A 16,681-nucleotide genomic window follows, 5' to 3' on the forward strand; every position below is an offset into this window, starting at 1 on the left:
GTGACCATTACGTATCGCTCAACGCGTTTGGCTTACAACTGCAACGCAATCGATCATGCGCAAGGTGAATGGCCGACCCGGTTTTAATAATCGACTTCACCACGCCGCCGCAATTCGGCGCTTGCCGGGTCAAAAATCATGTTGAGCACAAGGCCTGCAGCCAGGACCGCTGCAAACGCCGTAGCCAGATAGAATCCGTAAATCGCATCGCCCAGATATTCGCCCATCAACCCCATGAACAGCGGTGCCACCACGGCGCTGACGCAGGTGAAAAAGAGGATGATGCCGGAGATCGCGCCATGCTGCGCCTTGGGAAAGCAGCTGATCCCCTTTGAGTTCAGGGTCGGATATATGACCGACATGAACAGGCCCGAAAGCGGCAGGGCGACGACGGCGAAAGGCCGTCCGCCCCATATCGCGCAGGCGAAGCAGAGCAGGATGGCGATGCCGCAGACAGCCATGACGCTGGTCCAGTCGTAACGCTCCAGCAGCCAGAAGCCGCCGAACCGGCCGATCACGCGCAGGATGAAGAAGATCGACAGCGCATAGACGGCCCATTGCCAGCCGGGGCTGCTATAGCCCGCGAGTAGGGTGGGCATCCAGACATAGATGGCGGTTTCCACGCCGACATAGAGCATGATGCCGCTGCTAAACGCCAACGCGTAGCGATTGCGCAGCATGGCGAGCATGTCGGCCAGGGGCGCGCCGTCCGGAGCGGTGGCGCGCATCTGCGGATAGGGGACTCGCCAGGCGACGATCATGAGTAGGCCGCAGAAGATGGCGGCGATGAGATAGAGCCATTTCCATGAGGCGTTGTGCGACAGGAGATAGGCGACGATGGCCGGGCCGATGATCGCGCCGATGCCGAAAAACCCCTCCACCACGTTCATGGTCGCGGTGTGGGCGCGGGTGGAAGTGGATATGTCGCCGATCAGCGCGAGCGCGGCGGTCTTGAAGATGCCCACGGCAATGCCGCCGATGAAGAGCAGGACGAGGAAGAGGCCGAAGCTGCTGATCCAGGCGAAGAGCGAGGCGCTGAGGCCGAACAGGCCGAGGCCGATCAGGATCGTCACCTTGCGCCCCAGACGGTCAGCCAGCGAACCAAGTAGCACGCCGCCCAGCGCAATGCCGCTCATCGTCGCATAGTGGAACGATCCACCTGCGGTCAGGCCCAGGTTAAATTCGCGGATGACGGACGGGATGATGACGCCGACCGATTCCGATGTCATCGCGAACATCAGGAACATGAGGTAGGTGAGCCAGCGGATGCGCGCCATCGTCAGACCAGCTTATACATGCGGATGCGCACGGCGGGCGTTGTCATTTCTGGGACCGGACCCACGGTGCCGGCGAACGTGGCTTCGTTAAGCCAGCCATGGGGACCGTTGGGGACTTCGAAGGTCGCAGTCGTTTTGGCATAGCCTTTACCGGCCAGCCCCCTGTTGCGGATATGGATGACGGTGCCGTCGGCTTCGCGCATCAGATAGGCAGCTTCCAATTCGGTGAAACCGTCGGCGCGGACCAGTTGCCAGTCCATGCCTTCGGGGAAGATCGTGCCGCTGATCCGTGGCCCCTTGAACGTGCCGCCGGTAATGGGGATGCGGACGCGCTTGCCGTGCGGGGTCATGCCGATCTCTTCGGCCGGGCCGAGGGTGACGATGGCTTCATAGACGAATTCCGCCCGTGGCGTGTCGTCGGCTTTGGATTGCGCGGCCACGGCCTGTGTGTCGATCAGGCCGGTCGCCAAAGCGCCTGCCGCGACCAGAAGCCCTCTGCGCGATGGCAGAATGTCGTCAGGTTGGTCCGCCATGCCTATGCCCTCTCCAGACATGGAGCGCGCCCTTTGTGACAGGCGCGCCCCATTGTGCTTATTATCAGAATTGCATGCCCAGGCGCACGCCATAGGTGCGCGGCGGGTCGTAATTGGCCGTCGTACTGCTCCACACGGTGACCAGATTATTGGCGACCCGCTTGTTTTCCAGATTGTTGACGAAGCCGGTCACGGACAATTGCCCATTGTCGGTTTCATAGCGCAGGTTGAGGTCGGTCTTGGTGTAGGATGCGCGGCGGCTCTGCGCATAATTCTGGATGTCGCTGAAGGTGCGCGACTGGACGTAGAAATCGACGCTGGGGGTCAGGTTGCCCGCGCCGCCCAGATCGAAGATATGGGCGTAGCTGGCGCGCGCGCTCCATTTGGGGGCGTTGGGCAGTTCGTTGCCGGACACGTCGCGGATGACGTTGGTAGGCAGGGGCAGATTGCCGAACGCGGTCGTGATCGCGTTATAATTGCCGCTGGCCGAATTGAGATTGTCAGATGCCGTCGGAAAGGAACGGATCTTCGCGTCGAGATAGGAGACGAAGCCGCTGATCCGGTCGGCACGGGTCGGGCGGATCGTCGCTTCCAGTTCGATACCGCGCAGGCGAGCTGTCGCGGCATTGGTCGTCACCGCAGAGACCTGATTGGTCAGAGGATTGAGGACGATGCTGGAAACCTGCAAATCCTTATAGTCCATGTTGAAGGCGGTGGCCGACAGATAGAGTTTGCCGCCCATCAGTGAGCTGCGCACGCCAGCTTCGTAATTGGTCACGGTTTCGGGCTGATACTGGCGATATTGCGGGGCGTTGCCGCTGGCCTCCAGACCGCCGCCACGAAAACCGGTGCCGACGCTGGCATAGACCAGGGTTTCGGGCGTCACTTCGTAATTCACGCCCGCCTTCCAGCTGGTGTTGGAAAATTTCGCTTCCGGCCGGTTGGTGTCGTCGGACAGGGCATAGACGAAGGGAATGCCGGGGCAGGTCGTGGGCGTGATGTTCGCCAGCGTGATCGTGTCGCCGGGGCAGACCAGTTCGATGTTGCGCTGGTTGACCTGTTCCCATGTGGAGCGAATGCCGCCGAGTATCTTGAGGCCCGGCGCAAGTTCGTACGTGCCCTGACCGAACACGGCCTGCGACTTGGTGCCCTGACCGCGATAGGAGGTGACGACGTCGACGCCGCTGATCGTCGAAATGTTGGTGCCGGTGCCAGCGACCTTGGCGATGCCAGCGGCGTTGAAGATGCTGTTGAACGGCGCGGGGGCGGTGTCGCCTGCATGGAGCAGGCGGGTGCCCGATGGCTGCTTATCCTGATAGAGATAGCCGCCGAGTACCAGATTGAACGCGCCGGAATTGAAGTTGGCGTTGAGTTCATGCGAGCGGGTTTCGACGCGGCGGTCGATATTCTGCTGCGTGAAGACCCCGGTCGCGGAATCGACGCCGTTGTTCTTCAATAGCGAGTAGCCGGCCAGATAGGTGAAGGAGAGCGTATCGGTCGCGTCCCATGTCAGGCGCGAGCGAGCGGCGTAATATTTGAGGTCGATCTGGTTGTCGGTGACGAAATCCTGACCGGGATTGATGCCGCCATCCTCGATCGTCTGGATCGGGCCGAACGTGCCCGCTGCGATATTGGCGTTGGGATAGACGTTACGGCTGCGGATATAGGTGAGCGGGATCGTGCCCTTATTCTCTCCATAGTTCAGCGACAGGCGCCAGGTCAGGCTATCGCCCAGATGCAGGATGGAATTGACGCGCAGGCCGGCCTGATCGGTCTTGTTGTAATTTTGACGCGCGGCATATTTGCCGCCGAACCCGTCATCGACCTGACGATAGGCGGAGACGCGCAGGGCAAAGGCGTCGCTGATCGGCAGATCGACCGCAGCGCGGGCGCGGATTTCGTTGAAGCGGCCATATTGGATGTCAGCGGTAAAGCCCATCTTCTTGCCTGGATCGGCGGTGTTGATGTTGACGACGCCAGCGGTGGCGTTGCGGCCATAGACGGTGCCCTGCGGCCCACGCAGAACCTCGACCGATCCCAGATCGAACAGGCCAAGCGTCAGGACGGCGGCGGACGGATCGTAGATACCGTCGATCTGGGTCGCGACGGTGGAATAGCCGCTGAAGCTGTTGTTGCTGCCGATGCCGCGGATGGCGAAACCGTTCTGGCTGGATTGCAGGCCGGGAACTGTGCTGGTCAGCGCGGCGGCGGAATCGACGCCCTGCCGGTTGAGGCTGTCCTGCGTCACGACGCTGACGGCGACGGGGGCTTTGGAGAGTTTTTCGGAGGTTTTCTGCGCGGTGACGACAATGTCGCCGGCGTAGTTTTCGGACGCGCTCGTGTCCTGCGCCAGGGCGGGGCTGGCAATGGCGGCGATACTCGCGCCTGCAAGAAGGAATGACAGTCTATTCATGATACTCTCCCTTTGATTGCCCGGACCGGTTTGTTTCCCCTGGTCCGGGCGCTTGTTTTTGTGGCGATGGTTAGAAGCGAAAATGGTCCTGTGCGGCCTTGGCCATGGCGGCATAGCCCGCGTCGGACGGGTGGAGTTTGTCGCCGCAATCATAGGCGGCAAGGATATGGTCGGGCGCGGCGGGATCGCGCACGACCGCGTCGAAATCGATCACCCCGTCAAAGGCGCCGCTGGTGAGAATCCACTGGTTGATGGCCTGACGGACCTTTTCCTTTTCGGGCGTGGCGTAGCCGGGGAAGGTCGAGCCGAGGAAGGGCGTGAGCGTCGCGCCATGCACCTTGATGCCACGGGCATGGGCGCGTTGAATGAGTTGGCGATAACCTGCGATCAGGTCATCGGCGGTGATGGTGGGGTGGTTGCCTTCGGCACGCGGGTTTTTAAGACCGCTCAGACCCAGATCGTTGATCCCTTCGAGCAGGACGATGTCGGTGACGCCCGGCACGGCCAGCGCGTCGCGGTCGAAACGGGCGAGGCCGCTTTCCCCCACTTCGTCGCGCAGGACGCGGTTGCCGCCGATGCCCGCATTGGCGATGCCGATATTGGTGACGCCCTTGGCGGTCAGCATGCGCGCCAACTGACCCGGCCAGCCGCGCAACAGCGGATCCTTTGCGCCGAAACCGTCGGTAATGGAATCGCCGAAGGTGACGATCGTGCGCGCCGTCCGGTCCGACTGGACAAGGATCGTAGAGACGATTTCGCGTGCAGAGACGGCGGTTGCGCTGGTCAGCGTGGCGGAGGCGGTCTGGTCGGCACCGGTCGCCCACTCCGCCATATGATTGGGGTCGGACTGGGGCAGCGTGACCTTGGTCGGCAGATAGACGCTGACGATGGCGACTGCGCCGGGCTTCACCATAATCGCGAGCGGATCGGACAAGAGCGGCGCGCCCATGGGCAGGCGGACCGAACGCGCGCCCGCAAAAGTCAGCGGACGAATGGTGGCGGCGTCGATCCGGCCCTGCGCATCGGCCAGGGCGATGGTGGCGCTGCCGATCGTCACGTCCTGCAACTGGGTTTCGCCCGACAGCCGGACCTGTACCTGCGTGCCGCCAGCGCTAAGGCGCAGATGGTAGCGGATCGTGCCCTGCACCTCCGGCGCAGGTTGCCAGAAATCATAGGGCAGCTTCGTGGTGGGCAGGGACGGGCTGGATGCCCAGCTGGCGACCCAGCGGCCATTGTCGGCAGCAAACGCCTGTATCGGCAGCAGCGCGACGGCTGCAAGGGCGCACAGGCCCGACCTCATCCTACGCATTGGAAACTATCCTCTTTTTCGATGTCGCCCTTGCCCTTGTACCGGGCATATTGGGGATATTTGCAGATCGGGCGGGTGCGGCCGGGCCAGGGGCTAGCCGCCGACGCGACGCCATGCAGGCGATCGGGCGCGCGGCCCTGCTCGACCCAGGCGACCATCGCGGCGAAGGCGTTGTAGCGGTCGGTGGCCGGGCCGCCTTCGCAATGGTTCATGCCGGGGACGGGGAAGACGCGCGCGGTATCGGATGCCGCGCCATGATAGCGGGCGTCCATCCCGCGATACCATTGCAGCGTGTCGTTCAGGGAAAAGACCGGATCGGATGCGCCATGGGGCACGATCAGCTTGCCACCGGCGGCGCGGAAGGCGTCGATGTCGGGTGAGCGTGCTGACAGCATGTCCCAGCCGGATTCGGTGAAGGGCGCGGCCGTACGATAAATGGCGTCGGCGTCGCGATCGAAATCATAGGCCATCTGCCATTGCAGCAATTGCTGCGGATCAGCGGAGGCGAGCGTCGGGGGCGTCTGGAAGATGGTCGGCAGGGCGGAGCCGCCGATCAGGATGTTGAGCGCGGGCACGCCTTCCTTCGCCAGTCCCAGTTTCCATACGGCCCAACCAGGCGCGCCGATGCCGCCGTCCCAGGGGAAGCTGGCATAGAGGGCGGCGCCGTCGCGCTTGCGCGGACCGGACAGGGACTTGGACAGCATGTCGATCTGCTCGCGGGACAGGCACTGCCCGGTGCGGTCGCCCTTGCAGGTAAGTCTGCGCAGGACCGGCAGCACATCGGCGTTGGTGCATTGGTCGATCCGCATGACGAGGCCGTCGGTCAGGCCGTCCTTGCCGTCGCAGGCTTTGAGGACGGCGCTGCGGACGATGCCGAGTTCGGTCGGGGTATAGAGGCTGGAAAACTGGCCGAAGGGACGCACGCCATTGGCGTCGGGTTTTAGCAGACTACCGAAATGCTGCGCATCCCATGTCTGGGCCAGGCCCGCGCGAGGCAGGGACATGCCGGGGGCTGCGGCGACGATGCCGTTGAAGGCGGCGGGATAGCGATGGGCGAGCGCGAGGCCTTCCTGACCGCCCTTGGAACAGCCCGCGAAATAGGAATAGCGCGGCGCTTTGCCGTAGAAGCTGGTGATGGCGGCCTTGGCGGCCTGGGTAACGGCATCGAGCGAGGCATAGGAGTAGTTGCGGCGTGCTTCGGGATCGAAGCCGAAGGCGACCGCGCCGCCCCTGGCCGGGTCGCTGTTGACGGCATTGTCGTGGCCCGAATCCTGGCTGACGACGGCATAGCCTTGTGCCAGCGCTGGGGTAACGAGGCCTACGCCCGCCGTTGCGCCCAGCGCGTTGCCGATCTCGCCATTGGTGCCGCCGCCGCCCTGAAACAGGAAGCGGCCGTTCCAGTCGAGCGGCAGGCGCAGGTGGAATTTGATGGCGTAGTTTTGGCCGTCCAACCCCTTGCGTTCGGCCATGACGGCGCGGATGTCGCAATGGGCCTTGAGCGGCGTCACGGCATCATATTGGAAGCCGCGTGGGACGGGCTTTGGCGCTGGCCCTTCCGCCACGAAGTCGGCGCTGACGACGCGGGTAGAGGTGTCGGGCCAATGGCCGCGGAGCGTCGTGGCGAAGGCGGCGCAGCGGGCGCTGTCCGGGGTGGCAGCAGAGGCAGGTGTTGATGCGGCGACGATCGCTGCGAGGGCGGAGGCCGTGAGCCAGTAAACAGGGCGGATCATGGTTGCGATTCCTGCAAAGCGTTCTGGCCGATGACGATCGCACCCAGCGGCCCTGCCTCGCGACCAAGCGCCGGTGGCACGATGAGGCTTTGCAGGGCGTCAAGATCCAGACCCGCCAGATAGCCACCAAGATTGTCGGCGACCGCGACGCGGATGCGAGCGAGCAGGGCGGGGCGGTTGTCGAGCACGCCGCCGCCGATCACCAGACGCTGGGGCGAGAAGCAGAGGATGAGCATCGCGACCCATTCGCCCAGTTCGGTCGCGACGCTGTGCCATAAAGGATCGTCGTCGGGCACGTCGGCCAGAGGGCGGTCGGTCCGCGCCGCCAGTGCGGGGCCGCCGATCAGCCCTTCCAGGCAATCACCATGGGTGGGGCATGCGCCCGCGAAGGTATCGCCGGGCGTACGGCGGATGCGCATATGGCCTGCTTCGGGATGGAGGCGACCATGGACGGCCTTGCCATCCACGACGATGCCCAGCCCTACGCCGGTGCCGATCGTGGCGTAGGCATGGACCGCGCAGCCGGTCGCCGCGCCCCATCGCCCCTCCGCCAGGGCTGCGCCCGCCACGTCCGTATCAATGCCCACCGGAATGACAAAGCGACTGGCGAAATGGCCATAAACATCGACGCCCGCCCAGCCGGGCTTGGGCGTATTTTCCATATGGCCGAAATGCGGATTGGCGCGGTCGAGGCAAAGCGGGCCGAAGCTGCCGATGCCGATCGCGGCGAAGGGCGTTCCCCGCCGCCAGCCGTCCAAAGCGGCGGAAATATCGTCGAGCGTTTCTGGTCCCCGCGTCGGCCAACGGCTTTGGTGCAGGATCGTGCGGCCCCGCGCCAATGTGGCGATGCATTTGGTGCCGCCCAATTCTATTCCGGCGATCAGGGTGTCGGTATCGGTCAGGCCAGCCATGCGCGTTCTCCGTCCAGCATGATCTGCAGCTCGGGCGCAGGAGTGCCGCCGAAATGCGCGCGCGTTTGCGCTGCATCGACCGGCGGGTCCGTCAGCCCGATCAGATCGACGAAACTTTGCACGCACAGGTCGGGCAAGACCAGCCAGCTATAGGCCTGATAGGGCGCGGCTGGCGGATTGCCGAAGACGAGGCCCGACCCGTTGAGCGGACGCCATGGGCCGAACAGGCTGTCGGCAACCATGCCATAAAGTCCAGTTGGACCAACGGGGCCGGAGGACGCGAACACCTTCGTCTGGGTAGACCAGAAGAGATAATAGAGGCCGTCGCGCAGGATGACATGCGGCCGTTCCAGTTCGTTGTTCAGGCCGTCGGCATCGATCAACGGCGGCAGGATGTGCCATTTGCCGTCGGTGGCACGCCGGGCGATGCCGACCGCGCCGTTCCACGCCGATATGGACTGGGCGAGCGATCCGGCGAAGAGAAGATAGTCCGCGCCATCGGCGGGATCGCGAAAATAAGCGGGGTCGCGAAACGCCTTGATCGATCCGATCGCGCCACCGCCGGTCATGTCACCGGTGTAATGCACGTCGTCGGGGGCGACGCATTGGGTGGGCATGGTCCAGGGGAACAGGGTGATGGCGTCGTTTTCCACCGACAGGCGCGCTCTGGTCTGGAACAGCCTCTGGACGAAGCTGGTTTCGGTTTCGCCCCGGACACCGGCGACAGTGTAATAGAGGGTGATCGCCCCGCCATCTGGAGACAGGATAGCCGAGCCGGACCATTCCCGGCTGCCCGGCGAAAGACCGTCTGGCAGCACTGGTCCCAGATCATGCCAGTCCGCGCCGACGCGATGCAGCAGGCGCATGCGGGCCACGGCATGGCGTACGTCCGGGTCGGGCAGGATCGGTGCGGACAGGGCGATGAACAGCGTGCCGCCCGCGATCTCCGCCGGATGGCCGTCTATGCGCTGGACCGGCCAATAGTCCCACAGGTCAAGCGTGTCGATGACTCGCGGCTGATGCGCGATGAGGGGCGCGTAGCTGGCCGATGCCACGTCGATGCGCGTCACGTCCTGGGCGGTCCAGCGGGTGGCGGCGATGGCGTCGCTCATGCAGCGATGCGCCCGAAGGTCACGACCTTCGCCAAGGCGTGCAGTCCCTGGCGAAGGTCCGACGTCCGCCATGCGGGGAGGGCCGCGGGCGACGTGTGGGCTGTGGGGAAGGCGCGGGAGGTGCACTGATCCACGGGTGCGCGGTTGCCGGTTCGGGCGTCGCGCCGCTGCTTCAGTGATGAAGCATCCCATATCGAAAGCTGCGCCCGCACCATCGCCCCCTAATCTCACGTCTTCTTCGTTGACTGACGGTTATAGGCAATAACAAACGTTTGCAAGAATAAATGCAAACGTTAGCAATGGCCTTTTGCAAAGCTATGAATTTCTGATCAGACCGTTCAGGCGGAGGCGCGCTGGACCAAGGTAGGGGGCAGGGTGATGGACCGGGTGCCCTGTCCCGCCATGCGTTCGAACAGCAGGTCGACCATCATGCGCGCGCCCAGCGCGACATCCTGCCGGATCGTGGTGAGCGACGGCGTCGTCTGACCCGCTATGAAAACATCGTCATAGCCGATGACGGCAATGTCTTCGGGCACGCGCAGGCCATGATCGGCGATGGCGCGCAGGGCGCTGAGCGCGATGACGTCGGATGCGGCGAAAATGCCGTCGGGGGTGGGGGCATCGCGCATATAGTCGCGGATCGTGGCATAGGCGGCTTCGGGCGTGACGTGGGTGGGCAGGACGAAGCCAGGCGCCGCTTTTGCCTGTGCGATGGCGTGATTGAACCCGGCGAAGCGGGCTTCGAACTCCGGCACGTCCGGATTGCCGAGGAAGGTCAGTCGCTTGCGCCCGGTGGACAGGAGATGCTGGGCGGCGAGGCGGCCGCCTTCGAAATTGTCGGACCCCACCGTCATCTGCTGGTAGCCATTGACCGATGCGCCCCAGACAATGAGCGGCGCGTAGCTGGCGGACACCTGCTCGATCGCGTCGATCTGGTTGGATTGGCCGACGATGATGACGCCGTCGACCTTGCCGGAATCCACGAACGCCTGCAGCCAGCGATCGTCCGAGGGAATGACACGGGATAGGAGAAGGTCATAGTGCCGATCGGCCAGCGTGTCGGCGAGCGAGGCAATCAGGCTCATGAAGAAGGGGTCGGTCAGATGCTGTTCGGTTTCATGACCCAGCGGCAGGACCACGCCGACCGCTCCCGTCCGCCCGAGCCGGAAATTGCGCGCGGCGACGTTGATCTGAAAATCATGGTCGCGGGCAAGCTGCTTGATCCGATCGCGGGTGGCTTTGGCGACGAGGGGGTTGTCCGCGAGCGATCGGGACACGGTGGATATGGACACGCCCGCAAGCGCTGACAGATCGGCGAGGTTGGAGGCTTTGTGGCGTTTCATCTGCATATTCCAAAGCGGCTATCACGTATCTCCACGGACTTTGCGATATACCGATGGCGTCAGTGCTAGGGATAGCCCCCATCATATACAAGCTGCGGGCGATACCGAAATGGGTGGAACAGCCGGTCAGGCTCAAAATGAAAGACAGGAAAGCCGCAGCGCATCCAGGAAGATGACGTCAAAATTACCGCTGTTGCCTTTGCGCCCGTGTATCCGCAGATAGGCTGGCAGAGTGATTGGCGAACCTCAGTCTTTATCGCCGTTTCCGAATAGGCGCTTGTCGATATAGGTTATGCGGCAGGCCAGATCCGCTTCCCCCGACGCCACGATATAATGGTCGCCATCATCCACGATGCCGGTCGTAAACACGATGTCGCGCAGGTACATCTGATGCTCCAGCGGTTGCGTCAGCACCGCATTGGCTTCCAGCAATGGCTTGTGATCGGTGCGCAGCACGATGGCGGGATCGTCCCGGTCGAGCAGCGACCAGTAGGTGCGATAAATACCGGCTATCCCCCCTGGCTCCACGCCATGCCACAGGGTCAGCCATCCATCCGCCGTCAGGATTGGCGGCGCGCCGCCCCCGATCCGCACGGTTGCGTTGGTTGCCGCATGGGGGCGAATACCAGGTTTGCGATAGGGTTTCCAGAAGCGCCCATCAGGCGAGGTCGCCAGATTGATCGACGGCCCCGGTCGCCAGTTGCTACCGGGCGGATAGGCGAAATAGAGGTCGCCCAATGGCCGCGTCTGCGCCCAATACTGCCCATCGATCCTGCCTTCGAAGATCAGCATGTCCTTATTCTGGTGATCGAGCACTATGTCCTCGAAACGCCAGTCCAGCCCATTGTCCGATACATAGAGCGTGGTACAATGCCGTTCCGGGCTGACCGAACAGGTGGTCATCAGCCATTCGTCCCCGACGCGGCTGATGCGCGCGTCTTCGATGCCATAGCATTGGAAATCATGCTCCGGTACGATCGCCCGGTCATAATGCACCGCCACCACCGACAGGCCGTCCGGCGTCAGTTCCACAGGCAGCAACCATGACAGAGACGTGAGCGCCAGAACGTCCCAACCCTGCCCCTTGACGGAGAAGGTGCGCGGGTCGGACATCTCGACCGTATCGAGCGGCCAGGCATCGAGCTGGTATCCGCCATCTTCCCACCGCACCGCATGAATATGCCCGTCCCAAATCGGGGTGCGCAGCGCTTCGGCGATCCGGACCATCAGCAACAGGTTGCCGTTGGCAAGCCGCGTCAGCCCCGGATTGAACGCGCCCAGAATATAGGTTTCCGCGTCCAGCTTTCCCGCCAGCGGCGACCGGGCAAGATCCACATCATCAGGCACGAAGACCAGCTGGTCGATCATAATGTTCATTCCTGATCCAACATGCGCGGCACGATGGTCAGCTGCTGTACCACGGCCCGGCGCGGCTGGCTCAGCAGATAATGGACGCCGACGGCGATATCCTCGGCCCGCAACATCGTTTCCTCGGCGATCATCTTACGCTGCTTGTCGGCCGGAATGTCGGGATATTGGAAGTCGGCGCCGGTCTTCCCCGGCTCGACCAGCGACACCTTGATCCCCTTGGGGCCAAGTTCGCGGCGTAGCGCTTCGGCAAAACCGGCGATGCCAGCCTTGATCCCGGCATAGACCGTGGACCCCGGCCCCAACACATGCGCGCTCATCGATCCGATCAGTACGATATCCCCGCTTTCGCCCAGCGTCTCCACCGCTGCATGGGCGCTCATCACATAGGCGGTGAAATCGACCGCCAGCGCATAACGCACCTCCGCTGCGCTCATGTCGCTCAGCCCTTGCGCGGGCACGGCCGCGTTGATGACGACGATATCGACCCCGCCCAGATAATCGCCCGCCGCCGCCATGAACCGAGGGACTGCGCCGTCATCGGCAAGGTCGATCGCCATGCCGTCGCCTTTTCCCACTTCACGGATGCGCGCCAGGGCATCGTCCAGATGTTCAGGCGTCCGGCCGCAGATGAACACGTCCACCCCCTCGCTCGCCAACAAGACCGCGATCGCGCGGCCGATGCCGGTGGTGCCGCCCGTAATGATGGCGCGTTTGCCTGTAAGCGGCGGCTGATCGGTGTGGGCGTCGGCGCTATCCGTCATGCGGCATCCTCATTGTTGCTGGCGATGTCGCTGTAATTCCCCGCTGCCGCTGAAGTTGCGCGACGCTGTTGGCATCGCGAAATTTCATTGCGTGTAACAGAGCGGCAACTTTTTGGATGTCCGCACGTTAAGCGTTGGTACGTCAGCGGTGTATCGCCCTTCATGCCCGCCAAGGCAGCTAAGGGTTCGTCACCTCCTCAGAAAGATCGCTTATGTCGCATGTGCCTGTGGACAAGGAAATTGTGCCTGCGCCGCTTCACCGTATAGCGCTCATCGGCAATTCCATGCCCAGGCGCTGCGGCATCGCGACTTTCACTACCCATTGCCGCGACGCCATGGCGGAAGCCTTCCCAAACCTCATTGTCGATCATTATGCGATGGATGACGGGCGCGGCGAGATCGATTATCCGGCCGACGTCATCCGCATTCCCCAATTCGATGCGATCGCTTATTCCGAAGCCGCACGCCGGATCGAAGAAAGCGGCGCGGAGGCGATCTGGCTCCAGCATGAATTCGGCATATTCGGTGGCCCAGCGGGCGATATGATCCTGGGCCTGCTGGACCGCACCAATCTGCCGCTCGTCAGCACATTCCACACGATCCTGGAAAGCCCCAATCCGCATGAGCGCCGCGTCGCCGACGCGCTCATCGCTCGCTCCAGCCAGATCATGGTCATGGCGCAGCGGGGTCGCGATATCCTCTTGTCCCATTATGATGTGCCCGACAGCAAGATCGCCGTCATTCCTCATGGCGTGCCCGACCGGCCCCATGTCGATCCCGAAACCGTGAAGCCGCTTTTTGGCTGGCAGAACCGTCCCGTCATCCTGACCTTCGGCCTGCTCGCGCCGGACAAGGGCATCGACGTCATGATCCGCGCGATGCCGGACGTGGTCACCCGGCATCCCGATGCGCTTTACGTCGTGCTGGGCGCGACCCACCCCAATATCGTGCGCGAACAGGGCGGCGAAGTGCTGCGTGACGAGTTGAAGGCGCTTGCCTGCTCGCTGGGGGTCGAGCGCAATGTCGCCTTTGTCGATCGCTATGTCGAACAGGAAGAGTTGCTCGATCAGCTTCAGGCCGCCGACATCTACGTCACGCCCTATCTCAATCCAGCGCAGGTGACATCGGGGACGCTCAGCTACGCGGTGGGCATGGGCAAGCCGATCGTCTCCACGCCTTATGTGCAGGCGCGCGAAGTGCTGGGCAGCGATGTCGGTTGCCTCGTCCCCTTCCGCGATCCGCAGGCGATGGCGCAGGCGCTGATTGCTCTGCTCGATGACAAGGTGCTGAGCGATACCCATGCGACCCGTGCCTATGCCTATGGCCGCACCATGATCTGGAGCGAACTGGCCCGTAATGTCGAACGGCTGCTGAGCGAAGCGCGCGCCATCCAGCCCGCCCGGCTCATTCCCCGTCGAAGCTATGACATACTCGCGCCGGACCTTAGCGCCGTGCTGCGCATGAGCGATGCGACTGGCATGTTCCAACATGGCATCCTGTCCGTGCCTGATCGCCGCCATGGCTATTGCATTGATGACAATGCACGCGCCCTCATCCTGATGAGCCAGATGCCAGCCTTGGATGACAAGCTGCGCGACCAGTGGATGACGACTTACGCCGCCTTCGTTCAATATGCCTGGAACCCGGATCGCAGCAGCTTCCGCAATTTCATGGCGTTCGACCGTAGCTGGTGCGAGGATGCCGGGTCGGAAGATAGTTGCGGGCGCGCCGTCTGGTCGCTCGGCGTTACCGCACGCGACGCGCAATTCGAAAAACATCGGCGGTGGGCCATGGCCTTGTTCGACCATAGCATGGTCGCCCATCGCGCGCTTGGCTCGCCACGGTCGAAGGCGTTCCTGATCCTGGGCGCCAGTGCCATACTGGATGCATCGCCCGGCCACGGCTTGGCGCGGGAGATGATCGGAACCCTGTCGGCGGACCTGATGACGCTTCATGCCACCAAGTCCGAATGGACATGGTTCGAAGATGTGCTGGCCTATGACAATGCCCGCTTGCCGCAGGCTTTGCTGCTGGCAGGCCAGCATCTAGGCGATAAGCGCATCATCGATCGCGGCGTGGCGACGCTCGACTGGCTGACCGACAAGCAAACCGCGCCGGAGGGGCATTTTCGCGCCATCGGCACCGAAAGTTTCGGCCGCGCCTTCGGCCATCCACTGCCCTTTGATCAGCAGCCGCTCGAAGCGCAGGCCAGTGTCGAGGCTGCCGCTACTGCCTATGGCGTGACGAAGGATGCGCGCTGGCTTTCTGTCGCGGACAATGCCTATCGCTGGTTCCTGGGCCAGAACGACAATCATATGCCGCTCGCCACCGTTGCGGACGGCGGCTGTTATGATGGCCTGACCCCTCATGGCGTGAATGAAAATCAGGGGGCGGAATCGATATTGGCGCTGCAACTGGCATCCTGCGCGATGAATGCCATGTCCAACCGGCAGTATATCATTCCCAAAGGCGATAATCGCGATATAGAGATGCTGTCGGCCTGATTGTCGCAACATGGGATAGTCTGTTTTTGTCTGAAATCGATGCACTGCCGATCCACCTGACGGCCAACCCTGCCAGAGTTGTCGTCCGGCCGTTCCACCTTGCCTGGCAGTCGAAAGGCGGCGCGCCCAGCCGCACCCGTCGCATCGTCGATGCTGTGCTGGCGATGGACGAGATATCGGTCGAGCGACAGCTCAAGGCCGTATTGCACGACTTCGAAACGCGCCATTGGCACACGCGCCGCGTCTTCATGACGCGCTATGACGAAATCGTGCACCTGCTCCAGCTGGATTGCACGGGTCTCAGCGAAGCCCGCCGCCAGCTGCTCGGCGCGTACTTCTGCCATGAATATAGCTATTGCGCGGCGGCGCTCATGAACCCCAGCGTCGTGCCGCATCCCGACCAGTCGGGCATGAGTCGGGATAGCTGCCGCATCCTGATCTCACTGCGCGCCGTCGGAGAGGGGCATATCAGTTCGATCGCCTTTCGGGAGGGGATCATCACCCATGGCGGCGAATTGCACTTGGCGCCCGAACCGCCCTTCGCCACCGCCGCCGACGCGCATCGGGACGAGGATCATCCCGTCGATGGCGCGGTCACCATCTTCCGCCATCCCGACAGCACCTTGTCGGGCACCGTCATCTTCCCGATTACGGAGGCGCAGGCCAATGGGCTGGAGGATTTGCGGCTCGTCAAATTCCATCATGAGGATGATGCGCCCGAATGGCTCGGCACCTACACCGCCTATAATGGCCGGGCGATCCAGTCCGAACTGATGCGCACGCGCGATTTCCGCACCTTCGATCTCGTCCCGATGGAAGGCAGCGCCGCGCGCAACAAGGGCATGGCCCTGTTCCCGCGCAAAGTCGGCGGTAAATATATGATGATCGGGCGGCAGGACGGGGAAAATCTCTTCCTGATCACATCCGACCGACTCACCCGTTGGGATGAAGGCGAACTGCTGCTGACCCCGCGCTATCCATGGGAACTGGTGCAGATCGGCAATTGCGGCGCACCTATCGAAATCGATGAAGGCTGGCTGCTCCTGACCCATGGCGTCGGCGCCATGCGGCAATATTCGATCGGCGCGGTGCTGCTGGACAAGGATGATCCCAGCAAAGTCATCGCCCGCTCGCGCGAACCCGTGCTGACCGCATCGGGCGACGAGCGAGAGGGCTATGTGCCCAACGTCGTCTATACCTGCGGCGCGATGCGGCACGGCAACAATATCTTCCTCCCCTATGGCATAGCCGACAGTTCCGTGGCTTTTTCCTTCGTGCCGATCAGCGACATGCTCGACCTGATGGATTGACGGTCCAAGCGATCGCGAGTTTTTGCTAGGCTAGGGTTCCGAACGCCCAAATTTTGCTGGCATAAATGATAGTAATTGTCGGAGTAATTGGATATCCGATGGCGCTT

At 63.0% G+C, this 16,681-nt stretch carries 12 protein-coding genes; 2 read left to right on the forward strand and 10 right to left on the reverse strand.

Features of this window, described 5'->3' with window-relative positions:
* Positions 1-83 precede the first annotated feature (83 nt).
* From U5A89_RS04980 to U5A89_RS05025, 10 genes are all read right to left on the reverse strand, one after another.
* Positions 84-1,277 carry an MFS transporter gene (locus U5A89_RS04980; RefSeq protein ID WP_338160055.1) on the reverse strand — a complete coding sequence of 398 codons (1,194 nt, stop codon included), beginning with the start codon at positions 1,275-1,277 and terminating at the stop codon, positions 84-86.
* A 2-nt stretch (positions 1,278-1,279) separates the two neighbouring features.
* Positions 1,280-1,810 (reverse strand): DUF3237 family protein, encoded by a 531-nt coding sequence (locus U5A89_RS04985; RefSeq protein ID WP_338160056.1) that lies wholly within the window; start codon positions 1,808-1,810, stop codon positions 1,280-1,282.
* Between the two features lie 64 nt (positions 1,811-1,874).
* Positions 1,875-4,223, reverse strand: a complete 2,349-nt coding sequence (locus U5A89_RS04990; protein WP_338160057.1) for a TonB-dependent receptor — start codon at positions 4,221-4,223, stop codon at positions 1,875-1,877.
* A 70-nt stretch (positions 4,224-4,293) separates the two neighbouring features.
* Entirely contained in the window at positions 4,294-5,532 is a 1,239-nt protein-coding gene (locus U5A89_RS04995) for an SGNH/GDSL hydrolase family protein (protein WP_338160058.1), read from the reverse strand.
* Positions 5,520-7,262, reverse strand: a complete 1,743-nt coding sequence (locus tag U5A89_RS05000; protein ID WP_338160059.1) for a tannase/feruloyl esterase family alpha/beta hydrolase — start codon at positions 7,260-7,262, stop codon at positions 5,520-5,522. The genes U5A89_RS04995 and U5A89_RS05000 overlap by 13 nt, the downstream gene beginning before the upstream one ends.
* A complete protein-coding gene (locus tag U5A89_RS05005) occupies positions 7,259-8,173 on the reverse strand; it encodes an ROK family protein (RefSeq protein WP_338160060.1) in 915 nt (304 codons plus the stop codon). Before U5A89_RS05005 ends, U5A89_RS05000 begins: the two co-directional genes overlap by 4 nt.
* Positions 8,161-9,285: a glycoside hydrolase family 68 protein gene (locus U5A89_RS05010; protein WP_338160061.1), complete on the reverse strand. Its 1,125-nt coding sequence runs from the start codon at positions 9,283-9,285 to the stop codon at positions 8,161-8,163. The genes U5A89_RS05005 and U5A89_RS05010 overlap by 13 nt, the downstream gene beginning before the upstream one ends.
* 338 nt (positions 9,286-9,623) lie before the next feature.
* Positions 9,624-10,628: a LacI family DNA-binding transcriptional regulator gene (locus U5A89_RS05015; RefSeq protein WP_338160062.1), complete on the reverse strand. Its 1,005-nt coding sequence runs from the start codon at positions 10,626-10,628 to the stop codon at positions 9,624-9,626.
* A 246-nt stretch (positions 10,629-10,874) separates the two neighbouring features.
* Positions 10,875-11,996, reverse strand: a complete 1,122-nt coding sequence (locus U5A89_RS05020) for a glycoside hydrolase family 130 protein (protein ID WP_445190617.1) — start codon at positions 11,994-11,996, stop codon at positions 10,875-10,877.
* A 5-nt stretch (positions 11,997-12,001) separates the two neighbouring features.
* Complete coding sequence (locus tag U5A89_RS05025) at positions 12,002-12,760, reverse strand: SDR family oxidoreductase (protein ID WP_338160064.1); 759 nt, start codon at positions 12,758-12,760, stop codon at positions 12,002-12,004.
* Between the two features lie 212 nt (positions 12,761-12,972).
* Here U5A89_RS05025 and U5A89_RS05030 point away from each other — a divergent pair, with 212 nt between their 5' ends.
* Together U5A89_RS05030 and U5A89_RS05035 are read left to right on the forward strand one after the other, a co-directional pair.
* Positions 12,973-15,264, forward strand: coding sequence for a glycosyltransferase family 4 protein (locus U5A89_RS05030; RefSeq protein ID WP_338160065.1), 2,292 nt, complete (start codon positions 12,973-12,975; stop codon positions 15,262-15,264).
* Positions 15,265-15,290: 26 nt separating this feature from the next.
* Positions 15,291-16,574 carry a glycoside hydrolase family 130 protein gene (locus tag U5A89_RS05035; protein ID WP_338160066.1) on the forward strand — a complete coding sequence of 428 codons (1,284 nt, stop codon included), beginning with the start codon at positions 15,291-15,293 and terminating at the stop codon, positions 16,572-16,574.
* The last annotated feature ends 107 nt before the right edge of the window (positions 16,575-16,681 follow it).

The organism is Sphingobium sp. HWE2-09, assembly GCF_035989265.1.
Classification (GTDB): domain Bacteria; phylum Pseudomonadota; class Alphaproteobacteria; order Sphingomonadales; family Sphingomonadaceae; genus Sphingobium.

Excerpts from the sequence above, each read along its gene's own strand:
- U5A89_RS04980 (WP_338160055.1), bottom strand. The coding sequence starts at position 1,277 with ATGGCGCGCATCCGCTGGCTCACCTACCTCATGTTCCTGATGTTCGCG.
- U5A89_RS04985 (WP_338160056.1), bottom strand. The coding sequence starts at position 1,810 with ATGGCGGACCAACCTGACGACATTCTGCCATCGCGCAGAGGGCTTCTG.
- U5A89_RS04990 (WP_338160057.1), bottom strand. The coding sequence starts at position 4,223 with ATGAATAGACTGTCATTCCTTCTTGCAGGCGCGAGTATCGCCGCCATT.
- U5A89_RS04995 (WP_338160058.1), bottom strand. The coding sequence starts at position 5,532 with ATGCGTAGGATGAGGTCGGGCCTGTGCGCCCTTGCAGCCGTCGCGCTG.
- U5A89_RS05000 (WP_338160059.1), bottom strand. The coding sequence starts at position 7,262 with ATGATCCGCCCTGTTTACTGGCTCACGGCCTCCGCCCTCGCAGCGATC.
- U5A89_RS05005 (WP_338160060.1), bottom strand. The coding sequence starts at position 8,173 with ATGGCTGGCCTGACCGATACCGACACCCTGATCGCCGGAATAGAATTG.
- U5A89_RS05010 (WP_338160061.1), bottom strand. The coding sequence starts at position 9,285 with ATGAGCGACGCCATCGCCGCCACCCGCTGGACCGCCCAGGACGTGACG.
- U5A89_RS05015 (WP_338160062.1), bottom strand. The coding sequence starts at position 10,628 with ATGAAACGCCACAAAGCCTCCAACCTCGCCGATCTGTCAGCGCTTGCG.
- U5A89_RS05020 (WP_445190617.1), bottom strand. The coding sequence starts at position 11,996 with ATGATCGACCAGCTGGTCTTCGTGCCTGATGATGTGGATCTTGCCCGG.
- U5A89_RS05025 (WP_338160064.1), bottom strand. The coding sequence starts at position 12,760 with ATGACGGATAGCGCCGACGCCCACACCGATCAGCCGCCGCTTACAGGC.
- U5A89_RS05030 (WP_338160065.1), top strand. The coding sequence starts at position 12,973 with ATGTCGCATGTGCCTGTGGACAAGGAAATTGTGCCTGCGCCGCTTCAC.